The following is a 24,460-nucleotide window of genomic DNA, read 5'->3' as shown; positions in this document are numbered from 1 at the left end:
GCGAGTCCTTGCGGGGGTCCATTCGCTGCTGCCGAACGGAACGCCCTGCGGGGTTTCGTTTCTATTGGTGTGTATAGAGCGACAAATTGATGTCCCTACGCAACCCTCGACGCACTTTCACCGCCGGGGAAGCCCGTCTCAGTCACGCTTCACCGTGGCTCTCCATGTCCAATGCCCGCCCTCGCGCGGGAACCGATGAGGTATGTATGAAAATCCGAGAACTCGCCGAACAGTGGGAACAGAACGCCAAAGGCCGTCTGACCGAGACCGCCTACGCCATTCATTTGGACGTGGAGGCTGCCGCGCGGCTTGCGGCGATCGCCGAGATGTACCCCAAGCGCACGCCTGAGGAGTTGCTGGGCGAGCTGATCGGCGCCGCGCTGGAAGAACTGGAGGCGAGTTTTCCGTACGTGCGCGGTCAGCAGGTCGTCGCCACCGACGAGGAAGGCAATCCGCTTTACGAAGACGTTGGCCCGACGCCCAGGTTTCTCGAGCTTTCTCGACACCATCTCCAGGAAATCTCCGATCGTGAAGACCTGTGACGGTGGCAACTACGACGACGTTTTTGGCCCGGCAAAATGCTCCACAGGCCGAATCGGGCCAGTAATCTGGCGGGCAAAACCCCGCCATTTTTCGAGCGTCAATTTTACAACACGTAACAAAAGCTGACCGCAAGTTTAAAAAAATGTCTGAACTATTCAAAAAACGCAGCGGTCGGAGCAGTTAGCCATTCCAGTAAAGCCGTCAGATGACAGCGGAAGCGACGTAACACCATCCATCCGCGTGGGCTGCTGCTGAAATGGAACAACCAGTTTTCAGGAGTTAAGAAATGGAGTTGACCACCATGAACACCAGCACTGCCAAACCAACGTTCAATCGCCTGCGCGGGCTGAAGATGGCTGCACTGGCGCTGGGCACCAGCGTTCTTCTGGCTGGTTGCGCGGGCAATCCTCCAAGCGAGCAGTACGCCGTGACCCAGTCGGCCGTCAACGCCGCCGTCACCGCTGGCGCTACCGAGTATGCTGCCGTTGAAATGAAGTCCGCTCAGGACAAGTTCAAGCAAGCCGAACTGGCCATGCAGGACAAGAAATACGACGAAGCTCGTAAATACGCCGAGCAGGCCGAGTGGGATGCCCGTGTAGCCGAGCGTAAGGCTCAGGCCGCGAAGGCACAGAAAGCGGTGCAGGATGCTCGTCAGGGCGTCAATGAGCTGCGTGAAGAAGGCATGCGTCAGGTTCAGCCTGTCACACAGTAACGCTTCGCAGTTCAAGCATTGGCCATTGAGTTAAAGGACGAAAATATTATGCGTAAACAAGTACTTATTCCTGCCCTGCTGGCTCTGAGCGTTGGTCTGGCGGCGTGCTCGTCGCAGCCGAACGTGAATCTCGAACAAGCCCGCACCAACTACTCCGCGCTGCAAAGCAACCCTAAAGCCACTGAACTGGCTGCGCTGGAAACCAAAGACGCCAGCGAGTGGCTGGACAAGGCAGACGCCGCGTACCGCAACAACGATGACCAGAAGAAGGTCGATCAGCTCGCCTATCTGACCAACCAGCGCGTCGAGCTGGCCAAGCAGACCATCAACCTGAAGACCGCTGAAAACGATCTGAAAGGCGCTGCAGCCCAACGTGCACAAGCGCGTCTGGATGCTCGTGATGCTCAGATCAAGGCCTTGCAGAACAGCCTGAACGCCAAGCAGACCGAGCGCGGTACGCTGGTTACGTTCGGCGACGTGCTGTTTGACCTGAACAAGGCTGAGCTGAAGTCGTCCGGTCTCGTCAACGTCAACAAGCTGGCCCAGTTCCTGTCCGAAAACCCTGATCGCAAGGTCATCGTTGAGGGCTACACCGACAGCACCGGTTCCGCTGCCTACAACGACTCACTGTCCGAGCGTCGCGCCAACTCCGTGCGCATGGCCCTGGTCAAAATGGGTGTAGGTCCGGAGCGTATCGTGGCTCAGGGCTACGGCAAGGAATACCCGGTGGCTGACAACGCCAGCGCCTCGGGCCGTGCCATGAACCGTCGCGTGGAAGTCACCATCTCCAACGACAACCAGCCAGTTGCACCGCGCTCTTCGATGAAGTGATGCGGTTGTAGCGGTACATGAAGAGCCCCGCCTGTTGCGAGACAGGCGGGGCTTTTTTGTGGCGAGTTGAAGGCATTCGCACGGCTGCCAACGGCGCTAGATCAAGCGGGAGATTACCTGTCGTCCAGCCGCCAAGCTGCTGTCCAGCAAACGCCGCCCATGTGGGGGTGAGCTTGCTCACGAAGACGCATACCAGCCGCTGGAGATTTAGCCGATGTGATTGTCCCTTCGTGAGCAAGCTCACTCCCACATGCACTGATCGCGCGGATTGTCACTCGTGGCGCTGCTCCGCTCACGGTTAAGGCGACGGTGCCGCCTTGCCAGTTTGAGCATCAGGATAATTCGGAATTTCCCCCAGCCTGCGCAGCCCGTTGAAGTGCTGCGGATCGTCCAGATAGCGAACCATCACCTCGCGCCAGGTGGGGTCGCCGAAGGTCTGCACGTGAGGCCCACGCGTGAGTTGCAGCACACGCGGTGGCGGCGCGGCCTGATACAGGCTGATGCCGTTGTGCAGCGGCACTTGCGTGTCGTCCAGGCTCTGGAACAGCAGCATCGGCGTGCCCTTGAGCTGCGGCATGCCGTTGATGGCGCTGTCGGCGTCCGGGATCACCCACGATAGCGGCCGTTTGATGGGCCACGTCAGCCACGACGTGCTGAGGGTATAGCGGGCGACCTCACGATAGCTCGCCGGCACCCCATCGAGGACCAGCGCCTTGACCCGCGCGCGCTGCTGCGGATGTTCGGACAGGTAATGCACCGCCAGTGCCCCGCCGATGCTTTGGCCGAGCACCACCAGCGGTTTGCCCTGCACTTCAGGCGCCGCGTTCAGCCAGTCAAACGCCGCGTCGATGTCCTGATAAATGGCCGGCAGACTCGGCTCACCTTCCGACCGACCATAACCGCGATAGTCCACCAGCAGCACTTGATAGCCCTGCTCCGGCAACCACCAGCTCCCCGCGAGATGCCAGGCCATGTTGCCGCCGTTGCCATGCATGTGCAGCACGGTGCCCTTGACGGGTACGCCGGGTTTTACCGGCAGAAACCACGCGTTGAGTTTGGTGCCGTCGGCCGCTGTAAGGGTGACATCGCGCCAGGCGAGGTGGGCCTTGTCCGGCGTCAGCGGCAAACCGCGTTCCGGGTAGAACAGCAATTCGCTGCAGCCACTGAGGGAAATGACCAGGAGCAAGGTAAGAAGAAGCTTCAAGCGATGTCCTTCAATTCTGGATGGGCAGACGACGGGAAACCTGACAAAGGCGCCGATGTATCGGCGCCCACAGACTCACAGAATATTCGAATAGTCCGCTTCGATCCGGTCCAGGCTCAGGTGATTGAGGAAGTTGGAGAAACACATCCACGCTGACAGCGCATTCATGTCACGGAACTGATCGGGCAGGTATTTGGGCGGCACCACCAAGCCTTCGTCCACCAACTGGCGCAGCGTGCGCATGTCTTCCAGCGTGGTCTTGCCGCAGAACAGCAGCGGCACCTGCTCCAGCTTGCCCTTTCTCACGGCCAACTGGATGTAGTTGTAGACCATGATGAAGCCCTTGAGGTAGGACAGATCCTTGGTGAATGGCAGGCCATTCGGCACCGAGCCCCGGAATACCCGACTGGCGTTGCCGTAGCTTTCCGACATGCCGAAGCCTTGCTCGCGATAGAACTCGAACACCTGCAAAAAGTCGGCGCCCTCCTCGGCCATGTGAATGGCACGGGTGCGATTGGTCAGCTTGCGCAGGCGGCTCGGGTAGGACGCGAAGCCGATGATCTCCATCAGAATCGCCAGGCCTTCCTGGGTCACTGTCGACGAGGGCGGGCCTTTGGACAGGAAGGTGCAGATCGGCTGATTCTGCCCATTGAGCGTGGTGCCGACGTGCACCAGGCCTTCATGGACTTCCAGCGCGCGCACGTCGCGTTCGTTGAACATCGCGTCGCTGCGGATCTTGATGTAATCGGCCCCGGCTGCCGCGTCCGCCACGATGCCGTCGGATTCGAACACCCGGATCGTCTCTTCAGCCTCACCGAACGTGCGATTGAGCCGGGTTTGCAGCATGGCGACGGCGTCTTTGGCCGTCAGGATTTTCGGCTCGTCCTTGAGATCGCCGCGGCCGGCAATGTTGTTCAGGTAATCGGAGAGCATCATGCCGAGGTCGGACAGGGTCGGGTCGCCGGCGTGGAAAGCATCGGACGCCGCGCCGTACAGCTCCTGAGAGATCAGGCCGAAGTCGGGGGTGCCGCGTGCTTCGAGCATGCGGATGACCATCCGGTACTCTTTGCACATGCGGCGCATGATCTGCCCGACCGGGTTGAACTGGCCCAGCTGCCGGGTGATGTCCCGCTCGATGTTCTGGAACTCCAGCTTCACCGCTCCGGAATCAAAGCCCAGCGGGCGATTCTCGTAGTACGCGCGATCCACCTCCGGCAGGTTTTTGCCTTTGCCGTCGAGGAAGGTCTTGCGGATGTTGTCATCCCACTTCACGGCATCAAGGACGCGGATCGGCGTCTGCGCCACCACGATACGATCGGACAACGTGCGAATAGTCTGCTGGTATTCGTCCACCCGGTACCCCTTATTGAACCGTTTGCGCTATTTGGTCATGCGCTGATATTGAGCTGCCTTGAGAAAGATGTCGGAATTGGCCGGGTCGTCGAGGTAGCCAAAGACCTTGTCCATGGGACTTGAGATCAGCATGCCGTCGCCCTTGACCGTATCGACCCGCTCCCCGTCCAGAAGCTTCTGCTCGACCAACTGCTGAAACCGCTCCAGGTCCAGGTCATAGACCACCAGTTCGTCGGCGCCGTTCTCGTTATCCATCAGGTCGAAACCGGCGATGACGTAATTGCCGCCGTATTTGTCAGGCAGCGCGGCGGACACGTACCAGCGACTGCCGTGCCGCGACACGGTGAAGGCGTACTCGTCACGGTTTTTGCGATCGCCTTTGCGGTAGCTGACCGCTTTGTAACGGTCGGGGCCGGCGCGGCTGATTTCCAGTTCGAGCGGCTCGCCCCAGGCATTTTTGCTGCTCCAGGTGCCGAGCAATCTGGGCGGGGCGGTGTTGCTGACCGGAATCGGGTCCTTGAACGTCACCAGGCATCCGCTCAACAGCGCGAACGACAGGGCGAGCAATACGCGCCAGACTTTCATCAGGTTCTCCTTGAGGTATCAGCCAGCCATCGGCTTGGCAGTGCCCAGTACCAGATGCATCTGGCGAGTAAGAATAGCGAGCATTTCTTCGTCTGCGCCGGGGCGGGGCCCGTTGAGCAGCCCCTGATATTCCATCCGGCAGATGAGCCCCGTCAACACTTGGGCATCCAGTTGCGGCTGAACCGAGCCCATGACTTCGAGAAACTGGGCGCTGCCCTGCAACAGGATCTGCTGGTGGGCGCTCACCAGTGGCGCCAGTCGCGGGTTGATCAGCGCTTCGAGATGAAAGGCGTGCTCGGCAATGAGCTGGTCACGACGGGTCAGCAGTTGATGGCGCACGTACTCCATGGTCATCCGCGCGATCTCATCGGCCAGCCGGGCGCGGGCCTCGGCGCTGCCGTCGTTACGGGCGACCATCTCGCGGAGCAGCGCCTCGGTGTTGGTCCACAGCTTGGCCATGTACGCCGCGCTGCGTTCAACGTATTGCGCGAAGGCATCGGTGAGCAGGTCATCGATGTCCTTGAAATAGTAAGTGGTGGCGGAGAGCGGCACTTGCGCTTCGGCAGCGACTGCGCGGTGACGCACGGCCCTAACGCCGTCACGAATGAGGATGCGCATGGCCGCATCGAGAATCTGTTGCCGACGCTGTTCACTTCCCTGTCGACTCGCCTTGCGGCCCTGGTACTGAACACTCTGTGCGACTGCCGTGGCCAGGCCAGCGGCTCCCTTTTGAGCGATCGTGCGGTTCACAACTGGATTTCCTTTTCATTGAGTAGCAGGCGCGGTGTCTGCAGGAGCGTGGCCTATCCCGCGATCGGCGGGGAACCCGTCGTAAACCCTGAGCATGCGGTTTACCTGACACACCGCATCACCGGTTTTGCGACGACTGCGTCGCCGATCGCGGGACAAGCCACGCTCCTACGGTTGGCCTGCGTGACTTTACAGACAAAAAAAAGCCGCCCTGCGCAGGCGGCTTGTTTTGACGCTTAGGCTTGCGGCCGCATGTGCGGGAACAGGATGACGTCTCGTATGGACGGCGAGTTGGTCAGCAGCATGACCAGACGGTCGATGCCGATGCCCTCGCCCGCGGTCGGCGGCATGCCGTATTCCAGCGCCCGGACGAAGTCTGCGTCGTAGTGCATGGCTTCATCATCGCCCGCGTCCTTGTCCGCCACCTGGGCCATGAAGCGCTCGGCCTGGTCTTCCGCGTCGTTCAACTCGGAATAGGCGTTGGCGATTTCACGGCCGCCAATGAACAGCTCGAAGCGGTCGGTGACGTTGGGGTTGTCATCGTTGCGACGGGCCAGCGGCGACACTTCGAACGGGTACTGGGTGATGAAGTGCGGCTGCTCCAGCTTGTGCTCGACCAGCTCTTCGAAAATCATCACCTGCAGCTTGCCCAGACCTTCGAAACCCAGCACCTTGGCGCCGGCTTTCTTGGCGATGGCGCGGGCCTTGTCGATGTCGTTCAGGTCATCGGCGGTCAGCTCGGGGTTGTACTTGAGGATCGAGTCGAACACCGACAGACGCGCAAACGGCTCGCCGAAGTGGAACACCTTGTCGCCGTACGGCACGTCGGTGCTACCGAGCACCAGTTGGGCCAGCTCGCGGAACAGCTCCTCGGTCAGGTCCATGTTGTCTTCGTAGTCCGCGTACGCCTGATAGAACTCAAGCATCGTGAACTCGGGGTTGTGACGGGTCGAGACGCCTTCGTTACGGAAGTTGCGATTGATCTCAAACACCTTCTCGAACCCGCCAACCACCAGACGCTTGAGGTACAGCTCCGGCGCGATGCGCAGGAACATTTCCAGGTCCAGCGCGTTGTGATGCGTCTCGAACGGCTTGGCCGCTGCGCCGCCCGGGATGGTCTGCAGCATCGGCGTTTCGACTTCCAGGAAGTCGCGCTGCATCAGGAAGCTGCGGATGTGGGCAATGACTTTCGAGCGAACGCGGAAGGTTTCACGCACGTCATCGTTGACGATCAGGTCGACGTAACGCTGGCGATAACGCTGCTCGGTATCGACCAGGCCATGGTGCTTGTCGGGCAGCGGGCGCAAGGATTTGGTCAGCAGGCGCACGTTGGTCATTTCGACATACAGGTCGCCCTTGCCGGAACGGGCCAGGGTGCCTTCGGCTGCGATGATGTCGCCCATGTCCCAGGTTTTCACCGAGGCCAGGGTTTCTTCCGGCAGGGTCTTGCGGTTGACATAGACCTGGATGCGACCGGTCATGTCCTGAATCACCATGAACGAGCCACGGTTGAGCATGATGCGCCCGGCAACCTTGACCGGAATCGCCGCTTCAGCCAGCTCTTCCTTGGTCTTGTCCGCGTACTGCTTCTGCAGCTCGTTGCAGTAGTTTTCGCGACGGAAGTCGTTCGGGAAGGCATTGCCCTTGGCGCGCTCGGCCGCAAGTTTTTCCTTGCGCAGGGCGATCAGGCTGTTTTCTTCCTGTTGCTGGGCTTGCGGGTCGAGTTGTTGGTCGCTCATGTCTTGATTATCCATCACAGGTTCGTGGCCCTTCGTCTGGCCGGGAAGCGCGACGAAGGATCGCGGGCGGCGACGTCATGATGACGCGCCCGACCCGCAACAGTGGTGTGGCGATTACAGGCCCTGTTTGAGGCTCGCGATCAGGTATTCGTCGATGTCGCCATCGAGCACCTTGTCGCAATCGCTGCGTTCGACGCTGGTGCGCAGGTCTTTGATGCGCGAGGCATCGAGTACGTACGAACGGATCTGGTGACCCCAGCCGATATCCGACTTGGTGTCTTCCAGCGCTTGCGAGGCCGCATTGCGCTTCTGCACTTCCTGCTCGTACAAGCGCGCCCGCAGCATCTTCATCGCGGTGTCTTTGTTGGCGTGCTGGGAACGTTCGTTCTGGCAACTGACCACGGTGTTGGTCGGCACGTGGGTAATCCGGACCGCCGAGTCGGTGGTGTTGACGTGCTGACCACCGGCGCCCGAGGAGCGGTAGGTGTCGATACGCAGGTCAGACGGGTTGATGTCGATTTCGATGTTGTCATCGATTTCCGGCGAAACGAACACTGCCGAGAACGAGGTGTGACGGCGGTTGCCGGAATCGAACGGGCTCTTGCGGACCAGACGGTGGACGCCGATTTCGGTGCGCAGCCAGCCGAATGCGTACTCGCCCTTGATGTGCACCGTGGCGCCTTTGATACCGGCGACTTCACCGGCCGACAGCTCCATGATGGTCGCGTCGAAGCCGCGCTTGTCGGCCCAGCGCAGGTACATGCGCAACAGGATGTTCGCCCAGTCCTGGGCTTCGGTGCCGCCGGAACCGGCCTGGATGTCCAGGTAGGCGTTGTTCTGGTCCATCTCGCCGCTGAACATGCGACGGAATTCCAGTTTTTCCAGGGACTCGCGCAGGCGCTCGACTTCAGCGGCAACGTCGTCGACGGCGGCCTGGTCTTCTTCTTCGGCGGACATCAGCAACAGGTCCTTGGCGTCCACCAGGCCGGTGCTCATTTCGTCGAGGGTGTCGACGATCTGCGCCAGCAGCGAACGCTCGCGGCCCAGTTCCTGGGCGTACGACGGGTTGTTCCAGACGTTTGGATCTTCGAGCTCGCGGTTAACTTCGGTCAGACGATCATGTTTGTGATCGTAGTCAAAGATACCCCCGAATGGTTTCGGAGCGCTCGGACAGGTCCTTGATGCTGTTTAGGATCGGGTTGATTTCCATGGTAGGCAGCACTCGCAGGCGATTTTCACAAAGCCGGCGAGTATAACGCAGGCAAACCCGGGATGGCAGTCCGTTGGGCAGGGGTGCGCCGCGTTCGTTGTTGTTGCCAAGGACCCGACCCGGTTACGGCCAGAGCGCGCAGGAATGCGAATCCTCGCCCTACCCCACCGCCACCTGATTGCGGCCATTGTGCTTAGCCGCATACAGCCCCTGATCCGCACTTTGAATCAACTGGCGACTGTGGCTGCCCACTTGCGGGACGACAGTCGCCAGACCAATGCTGACCGTCAGGCTGGAGCCTTGGGTCGGGGCGACGTGGGGGATATTCATGCCGGCGATGGTCTGACGCAGTTTTTCAGCCAGCAAACGCGCGCCGCCCGGGGAGGTGCTGGGCAGCACCAGCGCAAATTCTTCGCCGCCGTAACGCGCCGGCAGGTCGGAAGGACGGCTGGAGTTGGCGCGGATGGCTTTGGCGACCTGACGCAATGCCTCGTCACCTTCGAGATGGCCGAAGGCGTCGTTGTAGGCCTTGAAGTAATCGACGTCGATCATCAACAGCGAGATCTGGGTCTGCTCCCGGGTGGAACGGCGCCATTCCAGTTCCAGGTACTCGTCGAAGTGGCGGCGATTGGACAGGCCGGTCAAACCGTCGGAGTTCATCAGCCGTTGCAGCACCAGGTTGGTGTCGAGCAGCTGTTGCTGACTGACCCGCAACGCACGATAGGCTTCGTCGCGCTGCAGCAGCGTCATGTAGGAGCGCGAGTGGTAGCGAATGCGCGCCACCAGTTCGATGTTGTCCGGCAGTTTGACGAGATAATCGTTGGCGCCAGCGGCAAAGGCGGCGCTTTTGATCAGCGGGTCTTCCTTGGTCGAGAGCACAATGATCGGAATGTCACGGGTCTTCGGATTGGCGCGGTACTCACGCACCAGTGTCAGGCCGTCCAGGCCGGGCATGACCAGGTCCTGAAGAATCACGGTCGGCTTGATGAGGATCGCTTGGGCAATCGCCTGATGCGGGTCTGCGCAGAAATGGAAGTCGATGTTGTCTTCGTGCGCCAGCCCGCGGCGGACAGCCTCGCCGATCATGGCCTGATCGTCGACCAGCAGCACCATCGCAGCGTTTTCATCCGTGGCGTTCAGATCGTCCAGTTGCAAATCATGCATGCGGGGTCTCCTGGTCACAGGCGGGCTGTGAAATCACCTGGAAATTCATTGGGTGAATACCTCCTTCAAGCGAGGTGCGATCGAGTCCAGTGAGCGAATTTCCATGGCGGCGTCGATCGCCGCTGCCGCTTTAGGCATGCCGTACACCGCACAGCTTTCCTGATTCTGGGCGATGGTGAGAAAGCCCCGCTGACGCATCAGCTTGAGTCCCTGCGCACCATCACGGCCCATGCCGGTCAACAAAACACCCACTGCGTCACCATTCCAATAGCTGGCCACACTTTCGAAAAACACGTCGATGGAGGGCCTGTAAATTTCGTTAACCGGCTCTGCGGTGTACGCCAGCGTGCCGTTCCTGAGCAGACGAATATGGTGGTTGGTGCCTGCCAGCAGCACCGTGCCCACTTGCGGCGGCTCGCCATCGCGCGCCAGCCTGACCTCAAGCCCCGAAGAGCCGCTCAGCCATTGCGCCATCCCTTCGGCGAATACCTGATCCACGTGTTGCACCAGCACGATGGCGGCCGGAAAGTCGTTCGGCAGCGCCTTGAGCAGTATTTCCAGCGCGGCAGGCCCGCCGGCCGATGATCCGATCGCGATCAACCGCTGACGCTGTGCCGACTCGCGCACCGGGGCCGGCACGGGGCGCACCCGCGTGTCCCGCTCGCCAATGAGCCAGCCTATATTAAGTATCTTGCGCAACAAAGGCGCGGCGGCATCCCTGGGGTTGCCGGCCCCCAGCGCGGGCGTGTCGACCACGTCCAGCGCGCCATGGCCCATGGCTTCGAACACCCGATGCACATTCTGCTCGCGATCCACGGTGACGATGACGATGGCACACGGCGTCGCCGCCATAATACGTCGAGTCGCCTCCACGCCGTCCATCACCGGCATGATCAGGTCCATCAGTATCAGATCGGGCTTTTGCTGGACGCAACGCTCGACAGCCTCGGCGCCGTTACTGGCCACCCAGACAATCTGGTGCGCCGGCTCGAAAGCCAGCGCGCGACGCAGCGCCTCCACCGCCATGGGCATGTCGTTGACGATGGCGATCTTCATCCCTGCGCATCTCCTATCAACTCAACGACCGCATCGAGCAACGCGTCGTCGTGGAAACTGGCCTTGGCCAGATAGTAATCGGCGCCGGCGTCCAGGCCGCGGCGGCGATCTTCTTCACGGTCCTTGTACGACACCACCATCACCGGCAGCGATTGCAGGCGGCTGTCGCGACGCACCAGCGTCACCAGCTCGATGCCGTCCATGCGCGGCATGTCGATGTCGGTGATGAGGAGGTCGAAATCCTCACCGCGCAGGGCGTTCCAGCCGTCCATGCCGTCCACGGCCACCGCCACTTCATAGCCACGACTGAGCAACAGTTTGCGTTCCAGTTCGCGCACGGTCAGGGAGTCATCGACCACCAGCACGCGCTTGCGCACCCGTGCGTCAGCCTGACGACTGCGCCGGTCGATGCGTTCCAGGCGTCCGGTATTGAGCAGTTTCTCCACCGAACGCAGCATGTCTTCAACGTCGATGATCAGCACCGCCGAGCCGTCGTCGAGCAACGCGCCGGCGGAGATGTCCTGAACCTTGCCCAGGCGCGGATCCAGCGGCAACACCACCAGGGTGCGTTCGCCGATGAAACGCTCCACGGCAACCCCATACACCGCATCGCGCTCGCGAATCACCACCACTTTGAGCACGTCTTCACTGTGCTGGCTGGCCGGACGGTTGAGCAGCTGAGTGGCGGCTACCAGCCCGACGTGGCGCTCTTCATGCCAGAAATGCTGACGCCCTTCCAGCTGTACGATTTCGTCGGCGCGCACGTCACGCATGCGCTCGATGTGCGCCAGCGGAAAGGCATACGCTTCGCCGCCGACGTCCACCACCAGACTGCGCACCACCGACAAGGTCAGCGGCACTTCGAGATGGAAACGGCTGCCCTTCCCCGCGCGCTGGTCCAGTTCGACGCCGCCACGCAGCTGCCGGACCATGTGCTGAACCGCATCCAGACCGACGCCTCGACCGGACACTTCAGTGACCTTGTCGCGCATGCTGAACCCGGGCAGGAACAGGAAGCTCAGCAGTTCCTCCTCGCTCAACTGCGCAGCGGTTTCGGCGGGCGAGAGTTTGCGATCGATGATGCTTTGGCGCAGACGCTCAAGATCCACCCCGGCGCCGTCGTCGATCAGCTGGACCACCAGCAAACCGGCCTGGTGAGAGGCCTTCAGCTTAATCAGCCCCTCGGCTGGCTTACCGATGGCGACGCGCTGCTCGGGCAGCTCGATGCCATGGTCGACGGCGTTGCGCAGCAAGTGGGTCAATGGCGCTTCAAGTTTTTCCAGCACGTCGCGATCGACCTGAGTCTTTTCGCCGTCGATCTCAAGCCGCACCTGCTTGCCCAGCGAGCGGCCCAGATCACGGACCATGCGCGCCTGCCCCGCCAGCACGTCGGCAAACGGTCGCATGCGGCAGGCCAGCGCCGTGTCGTAGAGCAGTTGCGCGCGTTGCGAGGCCTGCCAGCCGAACTCGTCGAGGTCCGCCGTTTGTTGAATCAGCAAATGCTGCGCTTCGCCGAGCAGACGCCGCGCTTCGTCCAGCGCCTTCTGCGCGTCGGGATCGGTGTTGGCGCCGAGCAAGGCTTCGAGACTGTCCAGCGCTCGGGTCGCGCCGGTCTGGGTGCGTTTGACCCGTTGCATCGCGGCCAGATACGGCTTCAGCCGTTGGGTCTCGACCAGCGACTTGCTCGACAGGTCCAGCAGGTTGTTCAAGCGTTCGGCGGTGACGCGCAGGACACGTTCGCCGGTCTCGACCACACGTCGTTCACCGGGACCCTCCGCTTTGAGCGCAGGGTCCGGAACGGGTTCGACAGTGGAAGCTGCCAGCTCTTCAGCCGCCGAATCCTGCGCCGACTGAAGCGAGGTGACCAGCGACTGCGCGTTGGCCAGCAGGATGTCTTCGAGGGAAGGCAGCGCGGTCGGCACCAGCATGGCTTTCATCGCCGGATCGTCGCTGACCATGTTGTTCATCAGCGCCACATAGCCGTCGACATCTGCCTGAGGCACGGTGGCGCCAGGCGTGGCGATGCGCATCAGCAAATCGGTGCCCATCAGCAGCGCGTCGATATGCTCGGGCAGCAGGTGCAATCGCCCTTCCTGGGCACTGACCAGGCAATCTTCCATGACGTGGGAAACGCTGACGCCGGCGTTGACCCCAACAATACGCGCCGCGCCTTTCAGCGAATGGGCCGCGCGCATGCACGCTTCCAGTTGATCGGCCTGGGTCGGATTGCGCTCAAGGGCCAACAGGCCTGCGCTCAACACGTGGGTCTGCGCTTCCGCCTCCAGGGTGAAAAGTTCGAACAGCGACGCATCGCGCATTTGATCGGGCGTCATGTCAGGCTCCGGTTCACAGCCGACAACAGGTGGTCTTCATCGAGCAGGCGCAAGCTGCGGTTTTTCCATTGCACGACCCCTCGGGTGAAGCGCGCGTTGCTGTTCTGCGTCGACGCCGAGGCACTGTCCAGCAGACGCGCCTCAATGGCATGAATGCCGTCGACTTCGTCCACCGGCACCACCACCGGACCGCCGTCTGCCGAAACGATCAGCATGCGCGGCAATGTTCGGGCGTCACCCACCGGCGCGACTGAAGGGTCCAGCCCGAGCAGTTCGACGAACGACAGGCACGCCACCAGGGCGCCGCGCACATTGGCAACCCCCAGCAAGGCGCGGGAACGCTGGTGCGGAAGGGAATGAATGGCTTGCACCGGCGACACTTCCACCAGACACCGGGTCGGCAGACCGAGCCACTCTTCGCCCAGACGAAACACCACGGTCGAGCGGGTTTCGACGTCGACGGCCAGCGCATCGGTGTGCATCGACACGCGCTGCTCCTGCGCCAGCGAATAGCGGTCGAGCAAGCGCGTGGCTGCGGCCGAGTAGAGGGAGCAGTTACGGCAATGAATATGATCGGCAAGCAGCGGGCAGGAGCGGTCGCCATGGATGCCAATGCGGTTCCAGCAGTCGTCGATCGCCTCGGCGTCGTCGCTGACCAGCTCTGTGTGTACGCGACTCATCCACTGTGTCCTTCTTTAGTGACACCCCGTGCCGCGCGCTCCTGCAGCCGCCGGGCCCCTGCGCTGTCGCCCTGGGCGGCGAGGAGCGCGGCCAGTTGCGCCAGGGTTTCCGGATGCTGTGGTTGCAGATACAACGCCTTGCGATAAAACCCTTGTGCCGCGCTCGTCTCCCCCGCCACTTCGCTGAGCAGGCCCAGCCAGTAAAACACCGGCGCCACGGGGTCGAAGCGCTTGAGGTACTGCTCGCACGCCACCTTCGCCTCGCCACTGCGGCCTTCGTTGGCAAGGACGGCGATGCTGCTCAGCAACTCGGCTGCTTCGCCGCTGCCAGCACCCGGCGCTACCACCGCCTTGATGTCCGGTCTGAGCGCAGCCCTGCGTTCTTCAGCCAGCGCAGGATCACCCAACAACCTCGGCGCAAAGGCCTGGGGTTTAAGGGTGCCGCGCGACGGGGCCGAGGCTGAGCGAGCAGTCGTTGAGTAAGCAGGTAAAACATCGTTTCGCGACGGCGGCATGGCTGGGGCAGTCAGCCCGCCGTGGGGTTCGGAAACGGCCTCGTCACGCCGACGAAAGGCAAAGGATTGGGGAATGCCGATCGACACCATGCCCATGCGCCCGAGCAGGCTGCCCTCGGCGGGGCCGATAAACAGCACGCCGTCGTCGCGGGTCATGCGTTTGAGCGCCTCGAAGCCCTGACGCTGGGTCTCGACGTCGAAGTAGATCAGCAGGTTGCGGCAGAACACGAAATCGTAGGCCGACTGCGCCACCGGCATGGCGGGATCGAGCAGGTTGCCGGACTGAAAGCGGACCTGATCACGTACGCGCATCTCCAGACGATAGCCCTCTTCGGCCGCGTTGAAGAAACGCTCCCGAAAACCCAGTTGATCCCCGCGAAAGGAGTTCTTGCCATACACGCCCTGGCGCGCGCGCTGGATCGAAAGCGGGCTGATGTCCACCGCCTCGACGCTGAACTGCGGGCCTCGCAAACCGGCGTCGAACAGCGCCATGACGATGGAATAAGGCTCCTCGCCGGTGGAGCACGGCAGGCTGAGAATCCGCAGCGGACGCACGCCATTGAGCTGCGCCAGTCGGGTACTGGCCAGCTTGCCGAGGGTGACGAAGGATTCCGGATAACGGAAAAACCACGTTTCGGGGACGATCACCGCTTCGATCAGCGCCTGTTGCTCGTTCGCCGAAACCAGCAGCGTCTGCCAGTAATCGTCGTGGTCCCGCGCCTTGGACAGCGTGCAGCGCTGACGCACGGCGCGCTCGATGATCGCCTCGCCCACCGACGCGACGTCCAGCCCGATGCGGTCCTTTAGGAAAGCGAAGAAACGCGCATCGCTGCTCATGGCGTGGCCTCGAAGGCATCCAGGCTCATGGGCTGTTCGGGAAACAACAGTTCGCGCACAGCGTCGCTGAGCAAGTCTTCCACGCGTATCCACTGCAGCAGGCCGTGTTCGTCTTCGCGCACCGGCCCCAGATACGGCGCTTGGGCGTTGTCCAGGCCGTAGGCTTTGAATTCATGGGGCGAGCAGCGCAGCGTGTCGGTTGCCTGTTCGAGGATCAACCCCAGCTCACGCGGGGGACGATCGCCGCCGAGGCGATAGTGCACCAGCACCAGCCGTGTGCTGGTGCGCAGCTGGGAAGGATGGCCTAAGGTCAGCGCGCTGAGGTCGATGACAGGGACGATTGCACCCCGGTGGGCGAATACACCGGCGACCCAGTGCGGCGCTTGCGCGATGGGCTTGAGCACCAGCCGTGGCAGCACTTCGGCGACTTCTGTCGCTTGCAGCGCATAACGTTCCGCACCGATACGGAACAGCAGAAACAGCTTGCTCTTCGGCAATACCGCAGCGCTGCGTTTGGCTGAATGCTCGATCATGGGCCTGACTCAGACCTTGAAACGCGAAACGCCGCTACGCAGCCCCACCGCCACCTGGCTCAGCTCATCAATGGCAAAGCTGGCCTGACGCAGGGATTCAACGGTCTGGCTGCTGGCATCACCCAACTGCACCAGCGCCTGGTTGATCTGTTCGGCGCCAGTGGCCTGGGCCTGCATGCCTTCGTTAACCATCAAGACACGCGGCGCGAGGGCCTGCACCTGATGAATGATCTGCGAAAGCTGCTCGCCGACCTGAGTCACTTCGTACATGCCGCGACGCACTTCTTCGGAGAATTTGTCCATGCCCATGACGCCCGCCGACACCGCCGACTGGATCTCCCGAACCATCTGCTCGATGTCGTAGGTGGCCACGGCGGTCTGGTCGGCCAGACGCCGGACCTCGGTCGCCACCACGGCGAAACCACGGCCATATTCGCCGGCTTTTTCGGCTTCGATGGCGGCGTTGAGCGACAGCAGGTTGGTCTGGTCGGCGACTTTGACGATGGTCACCACGACCTGATTGATGTTGCCGGCCTTCTCATTGAGGATCGCCAGCTTGGAGTTGACCAGATCGGCCGCGCCCATGACCGAGTGCATGGTTTCTTCCATGCGTGCCAGGCCTTGCTGACCGGAGCCCGCCAGGACCGAAGCCTGATCCGCAGCCGAGGTCACTTCCGTCATGGTGCGCACCAGATCCCGGGAAGTTGCGGCAATTTCCCGCGACGTCGCGCCGATTTCCGTGGTGGTCGCAGCGGTCTCGGTGGCCGTGGCTTGTTGCTGTTTGGAGGTCGCGGCGATCTCGGTCACCGAGGTGGTCACCTGAATCGACGAGCGCTGGGCCTGGGACACCAGTGCGGCGAGTTCGGCGACCATGTCGTTAAAGCCGGTCTGCACCGATCCGAACTCATCGTTGCGGTCCAGTGCCAGCCGCGTGCTCAGGTCGCCAGTGCGCATGATGTCGAGGATCTGCACGATGCGGTTCATCGGCGCCAGAATTGCGCGCATCAGCAACAGGCCGCACGCAGCTGCTGCCAGCAGAGCGATGATCAGCGAGATGCCGAGGGTGATCTTGGCGCTGGAAACCGCGGCCTGGATGGCGTCGGACGCCTTGTCGGCGACCACCTTGTTCTTGGCGCCGAGTGCATTGAGTTCCTTGCGACCCTCAAACCAGGCGGGCGTGAGTTGCTCGGCAAACATCCGTTGGGACAGCGCATAGTTATCGCCCTGATAGGCCGCTAGCACACCGTTGAGCACTAGCTGATAGCGCTCGCGCAACTGCAGAAACTGGGCAAAGTCATTGCGATCGGATTCGTCGAAGATGCTTTTCTGGTAATTGACGATCTGCGCCTGCAGGCGGTCTTCGAAGTCTTTGTACTGGTCTTCTTCAGCGCTGGTGAGGTCGCGTCCGGCGCCCTCACTGAGTAAATGCTGAGTGGCTACGTAGCTTTCAACCCAGGCGCCGCGCACGGTGCTGCTGTAAAAAACGCCGGGCAGCGCGTCCAGCCGTACGGCATCGCCACTGCTCTCGATCACCAACAAGCGATTGAATGCCGCAACCACCATCAACAGCATGATGGCGATGATGACAGCGAAGCTCGCCAAAATCCGTTGACGCAACGTCCAGTTCTTCACAGTCAGCCCTCAAGGGTTCAACGCCGGCATGACCGGGTTCAAGAAGCGGACCGACAGACGGTCCAAAGCGAGCGGGAGTATAGCCTAGTGCCTTACCGACACTTGGGGTGTTTCTGACGAGGAAAACGCCATAACACACAGCCATATCGGAAATGTCTTACACGCTATCGGCTTGATGTGGCGTTGCTTGATGGTACGAATGCGCCGCGGGCGGATGTCTGGGTGGGACTTTCGTAGCGAGGAATAAGAATGCGGGTCAGGCCCCAGTGATTGTGGGGCCTGACCCAACAGGTTTGCGGCTATTGGCCGTCGTATCCGTGCCGGATCGCAGGGCGGACTGACGGTTTACGGCTGGGCCTGACGCACCTGCTGCTCAAGCTCGGTCTTCAACGCCGGATCGAGTTTCAGTTGCTTGGCGAGTTCGTCCAGGTAAGCGCGCTCCATGAAGTGCTCTTCGTCGACCATCATCACGCTGGCCAGGTACATCTCCGCGGCGATTTCCGGGGTTTGCGCCGCACGGGCGACATCGACAGGGTCCAGTGGTTTGTTCAGCTCGGCGTGGAGCCACTGCTGCAGTTCGTTGTCGCCGGTGATGCGGGTGAACTCGCCTTCGATGAGTTCGCGTTCACGGTCGTCGACGTGGCCGTCAGCCTTGGCCGCGGCCACCAGCGCCCGCAGGATGGCCTCGCTGTGCTGTTCAACCTGGGCCGGTGGCACGCGGTCAACGGTTTGCGGCTCAACCGGTTGCGCCACCCCCTGACTCGCCTGCCAGTTGCCATAGGCCTTGTACGCCAGCACGCCCAACGCTGCGAGCCCGCCGTAGGTCAGCGCTTTGCCGCCCATTTTGCGTGCGCCTTTGTTGCCCATCAGCAAGCCCATCGCGCCCGCCGCCAACGCACCGCCGCCAGCACCGGAAAGCAGCCCGCCAAGGCTGCCGCCCAGCTTGCCTCCCAGACCGCTGCCGCCGACCTTGCCAAGCAGATCGCCAAGCCCGCCCTGCCCGTTTTGCCCGCTTTTGCCGCTCTTGTCGTGAGCGCCGGCCTTGTTTTGCAGCAGGTCCTGACCGGATTTCAACAATTGATCAAGTAAACCGCGCGTGTTCATGACTTCACCTTCAGAAATGGGGACAGACGATTCGACCCGCAGGTTAAGGCGAAGGCACCGACGCACGTCAGGCGGGTTTGCTTCTGAATGTTGCGGCGACTGAGCGTCCAGAGCCCGGACAGGTTTTCACTCAACCGCATCCGCCTGCAGGAATGGGCTCGGTATTTGCTGCGTGATGTTTGTCGGGGATCGAACGGGGCACTACGCTCTGCACCACCGATCTCTGCCCAAACCACCACCATGAGGCAAACCCACCATGTCCGTGCACAAGACCGCGATTCTGAGCGCCGTGATTACCGCACTATTCACCAGCGGCGCGGTGCAGGCCGCTGAAGCACTCACGGCGGTGGGCGATGGCGAGGGGCAGCTGGATATCGTGGCGTGGCCGGGTTACATCGAGCGAGGCGAAAGCGACAAGGCCTACGACTGGGTGACCGGCTTCGAGCAGGAGACCGGCTGCAAGGTCAACGTCAAGACCGCTGCAACCTCCGACGAGATGGTCAGCCTGATGACCAAGGGCGGCTATGACCTGGTCACCGCGTCGGGCGACGCGTCGTTGCGGCTGATCGCCGGCAAGCGCGTGCAGCCCATCGATCCCACGCTGATCCCGAACTGGAAAACCCTCGACCCGCGCCTGAAAGATGGTCCGTGGTACACGGTTGAAAACAAAACGTACGGCACGCCGTACCAGTGGGGCCCGAACGTGCTGATGTACAGCACCAACGTGTTCAAGACGCCGCCGGTGAGCTGGAGCGTGGTGTTCGAGCCGCAGGATTTGCCCGACGGCAAACCGAACAAGGGCCGGGTCCAGGCCTATGACGGGCCGATCTACATCGCCGACGCCGCGCTGTATTTGAAAACGGCCAAGCCGGAACTGAACATCGTCGATCCCTATCAGCTCACCGAGACCCAGTACAAGGCCGTGCTCGATCTGCTACGCGCCCAGCAGCCGCTGGTTCATCGCTACTGGCATGACGCGACGGTGCAGATGAGCGACGTGAAAAACGAAGGCGTGGCGGCGTCCAGTTCGTGGGGCTACATGGTCAACGGGCTGGTTGCCGAGAAACAGCCCGTGGCCTCGACCATCCCCCAGGAAGGCGCCACCGGCTGGGCCGACACGACGATGTTGCACGCCGAAGCCAAACACCCGAACTGTGCCTACAAATGGATGAACTGGTCGCTGCAACCGAAAGTTCAGGGTGACGTCGCCGCCTGGTTCGGCTCCCTGCCGGTGGTGCCTGACGCCTGCAAGGGCAACGCACTGCTCGGCGCCGAGGGCTGCGAAACCAACGGATTTGACCTCTTCGAGAAAATCGCCTTCTGGAAAACCCCACAGGCTGAGGGCGGCAAGTACGTGCCGTACAGCCGCTGGACTCAGGATTACATTGCGATCATGGGTGGGCGTTAGACGCCTGCATCGCCCGCTCCGGGTTCATTCAAATGCATCCAGCCCCGTTGCTGTGACGGCGAGGCTGTCAATCGACCTGATTTCCGGAATCAAACGCCATGACCCACGCCGTCCAGTTCACCCAGGTCTCGCGACTGTTCGGCGAGGTGAAAGCCGTGGACCGCGTGTCCATCGACATCGAGGACGGCGAGTTCTTTTCCATGCTCGGCCCCTCGGGTTCCGGCAAAACCACCTGCCTGCGCCTGATCGCAGGCTTCGAGCAACCCAGCGCCGGCTCGATCCGCATTCATGGTCAGGAAGCCGCCGGCCTGCCGCCCTACCAGCGCGACGTCAACACAGTGTTTCAGGACTACGCGCTGTTCCCGCACATGAACGTGCAGGACAACGTCGCCTACGGCCTGAAAGTCAAAGGCGTCGGCAAGGCCGAACGGATCAAGCGGGCCGACGAGGCCCTGAACATGGTCGCCCTTGATGGCTACGGCACACGCAAACCCGCGCAACTGTCCGGCGGCCAGCGCCAGCGTGTAGCCCTGGCGCGGGCACTGGTCAATCGCCCGCGGGTGTTACTGCTCGACGAACCCCTCGGCGCCCTCGACCTGAAGCTGCGCGAACAGATGCAGAGCGAACTGAAGAAACTGCAGCGTCAACTGGGCATCACGTTCATCTTCGTCACCCACGACCAGACTGAAGCGCTGTCGATGTCGGACCGGGTCGCGGTGTTCAACAAGGGCCGCATCGAGCAGGTCGATACGCCACGCAATCTGTACATGAAACCGGCCACGACCTTCGTGGCAGAGTTCGTGGGCACCTCCAACGTCGTGCATGGTGAACTGGCGCAGATGTTGAGCGGCAATCCGGGCGCGTTTTCGATTCGACCGGAGCACATCCGTTTTGCCGAGGGCGGCACTGTGACGCACGACATTCAGCTCAGCGGCGTGCTGCACGACATTCAATACCAGGGCAGTGCCACCCGCTACGAGGTCAGACTGGACAACGGCCAGACGCTCACGGTCAGCCAGGCCAACGATCAGTGGCTGGACACCGGCGCGCATCATCGACCGGGGCAACCCGTCACCGTCCGCTGGGCGCGGGAAGCGATGATTACGTTGCATGACACGCCGGTTGAGGCGCCGTGAGATGGGTCAGACCTTCACAGGCTTGGCACCGACGCAACGGCCATCGCCACTCCGGCGCTTTTCCAACTTGCTGTATCGACGCCCGAATCTGTACCTTTCGCTGCTGCTGATCCCGCCGCTGCTGTGGTTCGGCGCGATTTACCTCGGCTCGCTGCTGGGCCTGTTGTGGCAGGGCTTCTATACCTTCGACGACTTCAGCATGACTGTGACGCCGGACCTGACCCTGGCGAACTTCGGCGCGCTGTTCAACCCGGCCAATTTCGACGTCATCCGGCGCACCCTGGTCATGGCGGTTGCAGTGTCCATCGCCAGCGCCATCGTCGCCTTCCCCATCGCCTATTACATGGCGCGCTACACCACCGGCAAAACCAAGGCGTTCTTCTACATTGCGGTGATGATGCCCATGTGGGCCAGCTACATCGTCAAGGCCTACGCGTGGACGCTGCTGCTGGCCAAGGGCGGCGTGGCGCAATGGTTCGTGCAGCATCTGGGGCTGGCGCCGGTGTTGCAGTGGCTGTTGAGCGTGCCCGGCATTGGTGGCAGCACATTGTCGACCTCGCACCTTGGGCGTTTCATGGTGTTCGTCTACATCTGGCTGCCGTTCATGATCCTGCCGATTCAGGCCTCCCTCGAACGCCTGCCGCCCTCTTTGCTGCACGCCTCCGCCGACCTCGGTGCCACGCCGCGGCAAACGTTCATGCAGGTGATTCTGCCGCTGTCGGTGCCAGGGATTGCGGCGGGCTCGATCTTCACGTTTTCGCTGACGCTGGGGGATTTCATCGTGCCGCAGCTGATCGGCCCGCCGGGCTACTTCATTGGCAGCATGGTCTACGCGCAGCAAGGCGCCATCGGCAACATGCCCATGGCCGCGGCGTTCACGCTGGTGCCAATCGTGCTGATCGCGGTTTATCTGGCTATTGTCAAACGACTGGGGGCTTTCGATGCACTCTGAAAGAGCGTCGTGGGGCCTGAAGATCGCCGCCTGGGGCGGGCTGGTATTCCTGCACTTTCCGATCCTGATCATCTTCGTCTACGCCTTCAACACCGAAGACGCCGCCTTCAGCTTCCCGCCGAAGGGTTTCACCCTGAAGTGGATCGGCGTGGCGTTCGCGCGGCCCGACGTCCTGGAGTCGATCAAGCTGTCGCTGCAAATCGCCTGCATTGCCACACTGATCGCCCTGGTGATCGGCACGCTAGCCTCGGCGGCGCTGTACAGGCGGGACTTCTTCGGCAAGGACGGGATTTCACTGATGCTGATTCTGCCCATCGCCCTGCCCGGCATCATCACCGGGCTGGCCTTGTTGTCAGCGTTCAAGACCCTGGGGATCGAGCCAGGGATGTTCACCATCATTGTCGGCCACGCGACCTTCTGCGTGGTGATCGTCTACAACAACGTCATCGCCCGCCTGCGCCGCACCTCCCACAGCCTGATCGAAGCGTCGATGGACCTCGGTGCCGATGGCTGGCAGACCTTCCGCTACATCATCATGCCTAACCTTGGCTCGGCGCTATTAGCTGGCGGCATGCTGGCGTTTGCCCTGTCGTTCGACGAAATCATCGTCACCACCTTCACCGCCGGGCACGAACGCACCCTGCCCATCTGGCTGCTCAACCAACTCAGCCGCCCGCGCGACGTGCCGGTGACCAACGTTGTGGCGATGCTCGTGATGATGGTGACCCTGCTGCCGATCCTCGGCGCGTATTACCTGACTCGGGGCGGGGAAAGCGTGGCGGGGAGTGGGGGGAAGTGAAGGGCTATCTTCATTCCGGAGGCCGACGCAGGACAAATGTGGGAGTGACCGGGGTGGCGCTCCCACATGCATCTTCTCCAATATAACCAGCATCACAGAGCCAGAGATGCTGGAGCAGTGCAGATCAGCTATTCAGCGGTGTGATCAATCCCGCAAATCCGACTCATGAATCGGCTGATCGCGGTGCGTTGCTCGCTGGTATTGCGCAGGCCATGTGGCCTGGCGTCCACCGAGCGCCTCGTCGGCTTGCAGCGGCCAGTACGGATCGCGCAGCAGTTCGCGGGCGAGGAAAATCAGGTCTGCCTGGCCGGTACGCAGAATGGTGTCGGCCTGGGTGGGTTCGGTGATCATGCCCACGGTGCCGGTAGCAATGCCGGACTCGTTGCGCACGCGAGCGGCGAACTCGGTTTGATAGCCCGGGCCCACGGGGATCTCGGCTTTCGCCGCAGTGCCGCCGGAGGACACGTCAACAAGATCAACGTCCAACTCTTTCAAGCGCTTTGCCAGCTCAACGGTTTCGTCCGCAGTCCACCCGCCTTCCACCCAGTCGGTGGCCGAGACGCGCACGAACAACGGCAGGCCTGCAGGCCAGACGTCGCGCACGGCTTTGGTGATTTCAAGCGTCAGACGAATGCGGTTTTCGAACGAGCCACCGTATTGATCCTGACGCTGGTTGCTCAGCGGCGACAGGAACTGATGCAGCAGATAGCCGTGGGCAGCATGAATTTCGACGACTTCGAAACCTGCGGTCAAGGCACGTTTGGCGGCGTCGACGAACGCCTTGATCACGTCCTGAATCTGGGCTTCATCCAGCGGCGTGGGCACGGTGTAGGTCGGGTCGAATGGGATCTTCGAGGGCCCCCAGGTCGCCCAGCCACCCTGGTCGGCAGGGATGGCGCCACTCTGGCTCACCCATGGCCGCCATGTACTGGCCTTGCGTCCGGCATGGGACAGCTGAATGCCGGCAACCACGCCCTGTGCTTTGATGAATCGAGTGATGCGTTGCAGCGGCTCGATGTGCTCGTCGTTCCAGATGCCGAGGTCTTCCGGGGTAATGCGCCCATCCTGGGTCACCGCCGCCGCTTCAGTGAAAATCAGCCCTGCGCCGCCGACCGCGCGGCTGCCCAGATGGACCAAATGCCAGTCATTGGCCAGGCCGTCGGCGCAGCAGTACTGACACATTGGCGAAACCACGATGCGATTGCGCAGTGTCAGTTGGCGAAGGGTATAGGGTTCAAGCAGCAGGCTCATGGGGGACCTCTCAGATCGTGTGGCAGGTTCCTTACGTGCGAACCTTGAGCCTAGTCGACAACCCGAGCGAAGTGAGGGTTCAGTCATTTCCCGGCTGAAGCCGGTCCTACCGAGACACCGCGTACGTCCGTAG

Annotated in this window: 22 protein-coding genes; 7 read left to right on the top strand and 15 right to left on the bottom strand. The window is 61.9% G+C overall.

From position 1 onward, the window contains the following. Window positions 1-206: 206 nt before the first annotated feature. The 3 genes from SLW74_RS01080 to SLW74_RS01070 all read left to right on the top strand — a co-directional run bounded on the left by SLW74_RS01080 (window position 207) and on the right by SLW74_RS01070 (window position 2,086). The gene (locus SLW74_RS01080; protein WP_065989900.1) at window positions 207-542 is read left to right on the top strand and encodes a pilin assembly protein; all 336 of its coding nucleotides are present in this window, start codon (window positions 207-209) and stop codon (window positions 540-542) included. Between the two features lie 287 nt (window positions 543-829). After that, a complete protein-coding gene (locus tag SLW74_RS01075) occupies window positions 830-1,255 on the top strand; it encodes a DUF4398 domain-containing protein (protein WP_192132220.1) in 426 nt (141 codons plus the stop codon). Window positions 1,256-1,303: 48 nt separating this feature from the next. Beyond that, window positions 1,304-2,086 (top strand): OmpA family protein, encoded by a 783-nt coding sequence (locus tag SLW74_RS01070; RefSeq protein ID WP_192132222.1) that lies wholly within the window; start codon window positions 1,304-1,306, stop codon window positions 2,084-2,086. 298 nt (window positions 2,087-2,384) lie between these two features. On the opposite strand, the gene SLW74_RS01065 is transcribed toward SLW74_RS01070, so the two are convergent. The 14 genes from SLW74_RS01065 to SLW74_RS01000 all read right to left on the bottom strand — a co-directional run bounded on the left by SLW74_RS01065 (window position 2,385) and on the right by SLW74_RS01000 (window position 18,781). After that, window positions 2,385-3,290 (bottom strand): alpha/beta hydrolase, encoded by a 906-nt coding sequence (locus tag SLW74_RS01065; RefSeq protein WP_410927876.1) that lies wholly within the window; start codon window positions 3,288-3,290, stop codon window positions 2,385-2,387. Window positions 3,291-3,365: 75 nt separating this feature from the next. After that, window positions 3,366-4,643 carry a flavohemoglobin expression-modulating QEGLA motif protein gene (locus tag SLW74_RS01060; protein WP_065989910.1) on the bottom strand — a complete coding sequence of 426 codons (1,278 nt, stop codon included), beginning with the start codon at window positions 4,641-4,643 and terminating at the stop codon, window positions 3,366-3,368. Window positions 4,644-4,670: 27 nt separating this feature from the next. Next, window positions 4,671-5,228, bottom strand: a complete 558-nt coding sequence (locus SLW74_RS01055) for a hypothetical protein (RefSeq protein WP_410927875.1) — start codon at window positions 5,226-5,228, stop codon at window positions 4,671-4,673. A gap of 18 nt (window positions 5,229-5,246) precedes the next feature. Further along, a complete protein-coding gene (locus SLW74_RS01050; protein ID WP_133772657.1) occupies window positions 5,247-5,978 on the bottom strand; it encodes a TetR/AcrR family transcriptional regulator in 732 nt (243 codons plus the stop codon). 236 nt (window positions 5,979-6,214) lie between these two features. Then, window positions 6,215-7,717, bottom strand: a complete 1,503-nt coding sequence (gene lysS, locus SLW74_RS01045; RefSeq protein WP_410927874.1) for a lysine--tRNA ligase — start codon at window positions 7,715-7,717, stop codon at window positions 6,215-6,217. A 114-nt stretch (window positions 7,718-7,831) separates the two neighbouring features. Continuing rightward, window positions 7,832-8,927, bottom strand: a protein-coding gene (gene prfB, locus SLW74_RS01040; protein ID WP_331105809.1) for a peptide chain release factor 2 whose coding sequence is annotated in 2 segments (ribosomal slippage) — window positions 7,832-8,854 and window positions 8,856-8,927 — 1,095 coding nt in all. Because the reading frame shifts where the segments join, the coding sequence is not laid out codon by codon here. Window positions 8,928-9,086: 159 nt separating this feature from the next. Continuing rightward, window positions 9,087-10,091, bottom strand: a complete 1,005-nt coding sequence (locus SLW74_RS01035) for a PleD family two-component system response regulator (protein WP_065989920.1) — start codon at window positions 10,089-10,091, stop codon at window positions 9,087-9,089. A 45-nt stretch (window positions 10,092-10,136) separates the two neighbouring features. Continuing rightward, window positions 10,137-11,147: a chemotaxis response regulator protein-glutamate methylesterase gene (locus SLW74_RS01030; protein ID WP_410927873.1), complete on the bottom strand. Its 1,011-nt coding sequence runs from the start codon at window positions 11,145-11,147 to the stop codon at window positions 10,137-10,139. Further along, on the bottom strand, window positions 11,144-13,480 hold the full coding sequence (locus SLW74_RS01025; RefSeq protein ID WP_410927872.1) for a hybrid sensor histidine kinase/response regulator: 2,337 nt from the start codon (window positions 13,478-13,480) through the stop codon (window positions 11,144-11,146). Before SLW74_RS01025 ends, SLW74_RS01030 begins: the two co-directional genes overlap by 4 nt. Then, complete coding sequence (locus SLW74_RS01020; protein ID WP_410927871.1) at window positions 13,477-14,160, bottom strand: chemotaxis protein CheW; 684 nt, start codon at window positions 14,158-14,160, stop codon at window positions 13,477-13,479. Before SLW74_RS01020 ends, SLW74_RS01025 begins: the two co-directional genes overlap by 4 nt. After that, entirely contained in the window at window positions 14,157-15,512 is a 1,356-nt protein-coding gene (locus SLW74_RS01015) for a CheR family methyltransferase (protein WP_410927870.1), read from the bottom strand. The genes SLW74_RS01020 and SLW74_RS01015 overlap by 4 nt, the downstream gene beginning before the upstream one ends. Continuing rightward, window positions 15,509-16,045: a chemotaxis protein CheW gene (locus SLW74_RS01010; RefSeq protein ID WP_410927869.1), complete on the bottom strand. Its 537-nt coding sequence runs from the start codon at window positions 16,043-16,045 to the stop codon at window positions 15,509-15,511. The genes SLW74_RS01015 and SLW74_RS01010 overlap by 4 nt, the downstream gene beginning before the upstream one ends. A 9-nt stretch (window positions 16,046-16,054) precedes the next feature. Beyond that, a complete protein-coding gene (locus SLW74_RS01005; RefSeq protein WP_065989928.1) occupies window positions 16,055-17,677 on the bottom strand; it encodes a methyl-accepting chemotaxis protein in 1,623 nt (540 codons plus the stop codon). A gap of 345 nt (window positions 17,678-18,022) precedes the next feature. Beyond that, entirely contained in the window at window positions 18,023-18,781 is a 759-nt protein-coding gene (locus tag SLW74_RS01000; RefSeq protein WP_065989930.1) for a tellurite resistance TerB family protein, read from the bottom strand. Between the two features lie 256 nt (window positions 18,782-19,037). Here SLW74_RS01000 and ydcS point away from each other — a divergent pair, with 256 nt between their 5' ends. From ydcS to SLW74_RS00980, 4 genes are all read left to right on the top strand, one after another. Further along, entirely contained in the window at window positions 19,038-20,189 is a 1,152-nt protein-coding gene (gene ydcS / locus SLW74_RS00995) for a putative ABC transporter substrate-binding protein YdcS (protein WP_410927868.1), read from the top strand. 98 nt (window positions 20,190-20,287) lie between these two features. Beyond that, complete coding sequence (locus SLW74_RS00990; RefSeq protein ID WP_410927867.1) at window positions 20,288-21,325, top strand: ABC transporter ATP-binding protein; 1,038 nt, start codon at window positions 20,288-20,290, stop codon at window positions 21,323-21,325. A 1-nt stretch (window position 21,326) separates the two neighbouring features. After that, window positions 21,327-22,277: an ABC transporter permease gene (locus SLW74_RS00985; protein WP_410927866.1), complete on the top strand. Its 951-nt coding sequence runs from the start codon at window positions 21,327-21,329 to the stop codon at window positions 22,275-22,277. Continuing rightward, on the top strand, window positions 22,267-23,076 hold the full coding sequence (locus tag SLW74_RS00980) for an ABC transporter permease (protein ID WP_192132255.1): 810 nt from the start codon (window positions 22,267-22,269) through the stop codon (window positions 23,074-23,076). The genes SLW74_RS00985 and SLW74_RS00980 overlap by 11 nt, the downstream gene beginning before the upstream one ends. Before the next feature lie 144 nt (window positions 23,077-23,220). Here the strand turns inward: SLW74_RS00980 and SLW74_RS00975 are convergent, their stop codons facing one another. After that, window positions 23,221-24,327 carry an NADH:flavin oxidoreductase/NADH oxidase gene (locus SLW74_RS00975; protein WP_410927865.1) on the bottom strand — a complete coding sequence of 369 codons (1,107 nt, stop codon included), beginning with the start codon at window positions 24,325-24,327 and terminating at the stop codon, window positions 23,221-23,223. Window positions 24,328-24,460 lie beyond the last annotated feature (133 nt).

It is taken from the genome of Pseudomonas sp. W5-36 (assembly GCF_046540455.1).
GTDB classification, from domain to species: domain Bacteria; phylum Pseudomonadota; class Gammaproteobacteria; order Pseudomonadales; family Pseudomonadaceae; genus Aquipseudomonas; species Aquipseudomonas graminis_B.
The sequence above is the reverse complement of the archived record's forward strand: the minus strand, read 5'-3'. Positions and strand labels throughout refer to the sequence as shown.

Bases quoted from the DNA above. Each gene is read 5' to 3' on its own strand.
- lysS (WP_410927874.1), bottom strand. From the start codon at position 7,717: ATGAGCGACCAACAACTCGACCCGCAAGCCCAGCAACAGGAAGAAAAC.
- SLW74_RS01080 (WP_065989900.1), top strand. From the start codon at position 207: ATGAAAATCCGAGAACTCGCCGAACAGTGGGAACAGAACGCCAAAGGC.
- SLW74_RS01010 (WP_410927869.1), bottom strand. From the start codon at position 16,045: ATGATCGAGCATTCAGCCAAACGCAGCGCTGCGGTATTGCCGAAGAGC.
- SLW74_RS01070 (WP_192132222.1), top strand. From the start codon at position 1,304: ATGCGTAAACAAGTACTTATTCCTGCCCTGCTGGCTCTGAGCGTTGGT.
- SLW74_RS01055 (WP_410927875.1), bottom strand. From the start codon at position 5,228: ATGAAAGTCTGGCGCGTATTGCTCGCCCTGTCGTTCGCGCTGTTGAGC.
- SLW74_RS01025 (WP_410927872.1), bottom strand. From the start codon at position 13,480: ATGACGCCCGATCAAATGCGCGATGCGTCGCTGTTCGAACTTTTCACC.
- SLW74_RS00975 (WP_410927865.1), bottom strand. From the start codon at position 24,327: ATGAGCCTGCTGCTTGAACCCTATACCCTTCGCCAACTGACACTGCGC.
- SLW74_RS01075 (WP_192132220.1), top strand. From the start codon at position 830: ATGGAGTTGACCACCATGAACACCAGCACTGCCAAACCAACGTTCAAT.
- SLW74_RS00990 (WP_410927867.1), top strand. From the start codon at position 20,288: ATGACCCACGCCGTCCAGTTCACCCAGGTCTCGCGACTGTTCGGCGAG.
- SLW74_RS01030 (WP_410927873.1), bottom strand. From the start codon at position 11,147: ATGAAGATCGCCATCGTCAACGACATGCCCATGGCGGTGGAGGCGCTG.
- SLW74_RS01015 (WP_410927870.1), bottom strand. From the start codon at position 15,512: ATGAGCAGCGATGCGCGTTTCTTCGCTTTCCTAAAGGACCGCATCGGG.
- SLW74_RS01035 (WP_065989920.1), bottom strand. From the start codon at position 10,091: ATGCATGATTTGCAACTGGACGATCTGAACGCCACGGATGAAAACGCT.
- ydcS (WP_410927868.1), top strand. From the start codon at position 19,038: ATGTCCGTGCACAAGACCGCGATTCTGAGCGCCGTGATTACCGCACTA.
- SLW74_RS00980 (WP_192132255.1), top strand. From the start codon at position 22,267: ATGCACTCTGAAAGAGCGTCGTGGGGCCTGAAGATCGCCGCCTGGGGC.
- SLW74_RS01000 (WP_065989930.1), bottom strand. From the start codon at position 18,781: ATGAACACGCGCGGTTTACTTGATCAATTGTTGAAATCCGGTCAGGAC.
- SLW74_RS00985 (WP_410927866.1), top strand. From the start codon at position 21,327: ATGGGTCAGACCTTCACAGGCTTGGCACCGACGCAACGGCCATCGCCA.
- SLW74_RS01020 (WP_410927871.1), bottom strand. From the start codon at position 14,160: ATGAGTCGCGTACACACAGAGCTGGTCAGCGACGACGCCGAGGCGATC.